Source organism: Ralstonia sp. UBA689, from assembly GCF_002298975.1.
Classification (GTDB): Bacteria; Pseudomonadota; Gammaproteobacteria; order Burkholderiales; family Burkholderiaceae; genus Ralstonia.
This window is the reverse complement of the sequence record NZ_DBMV01000015.1, coordinates 1-3,040: the sequence shown is the minus strand read 5'-3', so window position 1 is coordinate 3,040 and position 3,040 is coordinate 1. Positions and strand designations below refer to the sequence as shown.

General features: G+C 66.2%; 2 protein-coding genes. Both read left to right on the top strand.

Annotated elements, in window-relative coordinates; all coding sequences use genetic code 11:
* A partial coding sequence (locus tag B4F51_RS07525; RefSeq protein WP_296224474.1) for a DUF2345 domain-containing protein occupies positions 1 to 542 on the top strand: 542 nt, incomplete at its 5' end.
* 31 nt (positions 543 to 573) lie between these two features.
* On the top strand, positions 574 to 3,040 hold a 2,467-nt coding region (locus B4F51_RS07520), incomplete at its 3' end, for a DUF6531 domain-containing protein (RefSeq protein ID WP_296224473.1).

Genomic DNA, 3,040 nt, shown 5'->3' with positions numbered 1-3,040 from the left:
TGGGTATCAAGCTGGTGGCGGCCTCGGGCAAGGTGCACATCGAAGCGCAGCGCGACGAAATGGAGCTGGTGGCCGAGCGCGTGCTCAAGCTCATGAGCACCAAGGACTGGATTGATGCCAAGGCCAAGCAGGGTATTCGCCTGAACGGCGGCGGCTCTGTGGTGGAGATCAGCGCCGAGGGGGTGGTGGTCTACACCGCGGGCAAGCACGAAGTCCATGCAGCGTCGCACCAGACGCTGGGGCCGCAGAGCAAGGGGGCGGGTTTCCCGCCAGTGCCGCAGGCCGGCCCCGGCCAACTGGAGCTGCTGCGCCAGTACGTGAGCGGCGAGCCCGTCAAGGGCAGCGCATTTACCGTGACCGACAGTCTGGGGGCGCAGCACAAGGGCACGCTCGATGCATCCGGGCGCGCGCTGGTGAGCGGCCTGAGCGCCGGCGCGGTGGCCGTGAGCTTCGGGCACGACCCGCATGACCCGTGGGCGCAAAGCAGTGCGCTGCGTCAGCCCCGCTGGATGCCCGAAGGCGCCGAATCGCTGGTCGCCTGATTCTCCCCTAACGCTTTGACCTGATCCCCCTATGGCACCACCCAACGCACGCAATCTGCCGCAAGTCGACACGGCCATCGTTCCACTGAACCGAGTCCACATTGCCGACCTGCAAGCAGGCGCAACCCGTTTCGACCACTGGCTGCGCTCGGCCAGCGGCGGCTACGTGACACTGGAGCGGATCAAGGAAGTGTCGGCGGCAATGCCGGTGCTGGGCAACATCATTGCGGCGGTGGATGTGTGTGGGGATGTCGCCACGCTGTGGGAGCATCGCAACGACCGCACCCGCTCCGATGCTGAGCGGATGCTGGACTGGGCCAACCTGGCAATCAACCTGATTGGCGTGATGCCCATTCCGCCGGGTACGTCAGCAGCGCGCATGACGCTGCGCCCCACGCTGTCCATCGTGCGGCAGACGGTCCTGCGGGGCGGCAAGGACCTCGCTGAGGCCTTGGTGGCCGTCATCGCGGGACACCTCACCGCCTCGTTGATGGGGGAACTCAAGCCCTTCGTGATGAAGGCCAAGGCGCAGTTGAACGAACTGCTCGATGACGCGGCCAAGGAAGTGGAGAAGGTGCTGAACAACCTGGCCCACGCGCTGGATGCGCTGGCCAGTGGGCAGCTAACTGATCCCAATGTCAACCTGAAGGCGGCGCGGCGCGATCTCTCCAAGGTGTCGGCCAGTGCCCTGGTGCATGACCCCAAACGGACGCTGGGCAACCTGTGGGACGCGGCATGGGAAGTAGGCAAGGCCGGCATCAAGGCCGAAGCCAACGTGGCGGTCTCCATGATGCCTGACGCTGCCAAGCGGCACATTCACACGCTGGCAGGGGATATCCGCGCGTTCATCCCGACCGTCAAGACCAAGATCCACAGCCTGTCGAGCGAGGATGTGGGCTCGGTGATGTACCTGCTCAACATCCTGATCCGCGCGATCCAGGTGTACGAGGACAAGAAGCACCATATTGAAGCGACGATTCAAAGCCAGAAAGCCAGTCAAGCCCATAAGCAGCATGGCGACGGTCAAACCGAGAGCCAGCACGACCAGGCCCGTGCACAAAAGCCCGGCCCGTCGCAGTGCAAGACATGCGCGCCGGGCCAGCCCGCAGTCGGCACGAAGCCCTCGATCGGCTTTGCGCTGGGCGACGAGACCTTTACGCACACGGACTTTGTACTGCCCGGGGTGATCGGCATCGAATGGTCGCGCACCTACCACTCGAACTTTGGCGGCCACGACGAGGGTGGCCCGCTGGGCCCGCGTTGGACCACGCCCTACCACGCCAGCTTTGAGGCGCGGGGCCAGACCCTCGTCTACCACGACACCTCCGGCCGCAGCCTGAACTACCCCCAGGTCGAGATCGGCCGCAGCCACCACGATGCAATCGAGCAGCAGACGGTGAAGCGTGTGTCAGAGAACGTTATCGAACTCGCGCGCGGATCGGTGCTCACCGAGACCTACGAACGCCAGGGCGAGCGCTTCCGGCTCACCCGCATGGCCGACCGCTCGGGCAATGACGTGACGTTGACCTATGCGCAGGGGCGCCTGACGGGCATCGCCAACAGCGCGGGCGCCGCTGCCAAGGTTGAGCACGACGAAGCGGGCCGCATCACGCGCATCGTGCAAGTGGACGAGGGCGGGCAGGCGGGCCGCACGCTGGCCGCCTACGCCTACGATGCGGCGGGCGATCTGGTGGCGGCCACCGATGAAGACGGCGCCGCGTGGAGCTACGCCTACACGCATCACCTCATCACCCGCTACAGCGACCGGACTGGGCGCGGCATGAACCTGGCGTGGGATGGCACGGGGCTGGACGCGCGCGCGGTGCGCGAATGGGCCGATGACGGCACGTTTGACACGCACCTGACGTGGCACGAACGGCTGCGCCTGACCTTTGTGACCGACGCACTCGGCAACACGACGCAGCAGTACTACGACATCGACGGCTATCCGTACCGCGTGGTGTATCCGGACGACACGGAAGAGTGGTACTTCCGGGATGCCGCCCGGAACGTGATCCGGCACGTGTTCCCAGACGGCGCGGAAGAGAGCTTTACGTGGGATGCGCGGGGCAACCTGACTTCGCACACCGCAAGAGATGGCCGCACGGCCTACTACGTGCACGACGAACGAGACAACCTCACGGGCGTGCAGGACCCGGAGGGCTATCGCTGGGAGCGGTACTACGACAGCCGCGGCAACGTGGTCGAGGCGGTCGATCCGCTGGGCCGCATCACCAAGTACGAATACAACGATGCCGGCCTGCCGGTGGCGATCACCGACCCCAAGGGGGGGCAGCGCCGGCTTGCCTGGCGCGCGGACGGGCAGCTCGCCAGCTACACGGACTGCTCGGGCAAGACCGGAGCGTGGCAGTACGACGACCGGGGCCGTCTGGTGGAGGCGAAGAATGCGGCCGGAGAGACCACGCGTTACCGGTATGAAGCCGGGCAGCTTGTGCAGGTGACCCGGGCGGGTGGGCAACAGGAGCGCTTCGAGCGGG